Raw genomic sequence first — 2,301 nt, forward strand, 5'->3', positions numbered from 1 at the left:
ACCATGCGATAGTTAGCATCAAAGGCAAGTGTTGCAGTCGTCGTCAGATCACGGCCCGCGTTGTCGGTCATCATCGCCTCGGACCGGTCCGACATCCAGCGGACCGGACGGCCCAGCCTGCGGGCGGCGAAGGCGGTGCAGAAGGTTTCGGGGTAGCGCATCGCCTTCATCCCGAAACCGCCGCCGGTGTCGGGGTTGGTCACACGCACCTCATCGGCGGACAGACCGAAGTGGTACATCATGTCTTTCTTGGGCACCCAGACGCCCTGCCCGTTCACCGCCACATGCAGCTTGCCGTCCGTGACTTCGGCATAGCAGCCGCGCGGTTCCATCGCGTTGACGATGACGCGGTTGTCCATCACCTGACAGGTCACGACATGGGCGGCACCGGCGATCGCGGCCTTGGTGGCGGCCTCGTCCCCCAGGCCCCAGTCGTAGGCGATATTCTGCGGGGCTTCGGGGTGGATCTGCGGCCCGCCGGTCTTGAGGCCCAGATGCACGGGCAGGTCGTCGATCTCGAGCATGATTGCCTCGGCGGCATCGCGAGCTTCGGCAAGGCTTTCGGCAACGATCATCGCGATCGCCTCGCCCACGTGCCGGACGCGGCCTTTCGCTAGGATGGGGCGTTCGGGTGCCGCGCCCTTGGTGCCATCGCGGTTGGTGACGACTGTCGCACCCAGTCCGATCCTCATGCCCGCGGCGATCAGATCATCCACGGTGGCGATCAGATGCACACCCGGCATCTCGCGAGCGTCGCTGAGGTCGAGATCCGTGATCTCGCCATGCGCAACGGTAGACCGCAAGAAGTAGCAATAGAGCGCGCCCGCAGGCACGATATCATCCACATAGCGCCCGCCGCCTGTGAGGAACCGCAGGTCCTCGACACGTGTCACGGATTGGGATTTGCCGAATTTTTCCATGATACCTCTCGCGCCTGTTGTGGTGGACCCTAGCGGGACGCCCCCCGTTGTCCAGCCCTTGCGGCTGTTTCGTCTTTACCGAAAGCCTCTTGCGTCGCAAGGTAGGCGACGAAGACCGCAACGGGACGGGTTGACCGATGGACCATGTAAAGTTCACCGCCATGAAGGATGGCGACAGGGAAGACTACGACTTCCTGACCAGGCATGAGGTGGAATATACCAAGGGCACGGCATCGCGTCTGCTCGCGGCCCTTGTCAGCCTCGAAGAAAGCCTGTCGGGCTACCAGATCACGCGGCTTGGCCATTCGCTGCAATCGGCGACACGGGCAGAACGTGACGGGGCCGATACCGACTGGATCGTCGCCGCCCTGCTGCATGACATCGGCGACATCTACGCGCCCTACAATCACGACGAATATGCCGCCGCGATCCTGCGGCCTTTCGTGCGCGAGCAGGTGGCTTGGGTGGTCGAAAAACACGGCGACTTCCAGATGATCTATTACGGTCACCACGTGGGCGGAAACCGGCACAAGCGCGACGCCTACGCGGGCCACCCCTATTTCGACGATTGCGCGACCTTCTGCGAACGCTGGGACCAAAGCTCTTTCGATCCGGATTACGACACCCTGCCGCTCGACCACTTCCGCGATCGTGTCGAAGAGGTCTTTGCCCGCAAACCCTATGATCCGGCAGTCATCCGGCCCGGTGTACGCGTTCCGCTGACACGCTAGGCCGCGCTGCCCCTTTCCCTTCGGACCCGCTTTCGCTATCTGCCTACGCAACTGTAGGAGACCGATCCAATGGCCATGGAAAAGACATTCAACGCCGCCGAAGCCGAGCCGCGCATCTACCAGATGTGGGAAAGCGCGGGTGCGTTCAAAGCCGGTGCGAACAAGTCAAAGGATGACACCTTCTGCATCATGCTGCCGCCCCCGAATGTGACGGGGCACCTGCATGTGGGCCACGCCTTCAACCACACGCTGATGGACATGCTGACCCGCTGGAAACGGATGCAGGGTTACGACACGCTCTGGCAGCCGGGGCTGGACCATGCGGGGATCGCGACCCAGCTGATGGTCGAAAAGGACCTGGCAGAGACCCAGCAACCCAAACGCACGGAAATGGGCCGCGAGGCTTTCCTGAAAAAGGTCTGGGAGTGGAAGGCCGACAAGGGTGGCGTGATCGAACAGCAGGCGCGGCGTCTGGGCGACAGCATGGATTGGGAGCGGTCGGCGTTTACGATGTCCGGTGCCGACAGCGCGCCAGAAACCGAAAAGCCCGGCAACTTTCATGACGCCGTGATCCGCGTCTTTGTCGATATGTACAAAAAGGGCCTGATCTATCGCGGCAAGCGGCTGGTCAACTGGGACCCGCATTTCGA

General features: G+C 62.3%; 3 protein-coding genes. 2 read left to right on the plus strand and 1 reads right to left on the minus strand.

The features are described from left to right. A partial coding sequence (locus V7N12_RS13620; protein WP_333715185.1) for a xanthine dehydrogenase family protein molybdopterin-binding subunit occupies window positions 1–920 on the minus strand: 920 nt, incomplete at its 3' end. A 137-nt stretch (window positions 921–1,057) separates the two neighbouring features. Between V7N12_RS13620 and V7N12_RS13625 the strand changes: the two genes are divergently transcribed. Further along, complete coding sequence (locus V7N12_RS13625) at window positions 1,058–1,651, plus strand: HD domain-containing protein (RefSeq protein WP_333715182.1); 594 nt, start codon at window positions 1,058–1,060, stop codon at window positions 1,649–1,651. Window positions 1,652–1,720: 69 nt separating this feature from the next. After that, on the plus strand, window positions 1,721–2,301 hold a 581-nt coding region (locus tag V7N12_RS13630), incomplete at its 3' end, for a class I tRNA ligase family protein (RefSeq protein ID WP_333715183.1).

The organism is Yoonia sp., from assembly GCF_036770585.1.
Lineage (GTDB): Bacteria > Pseudomonadota > Alphaproteobacteria > Rhodobacterales > Rhodobacteraceae > Yoonia.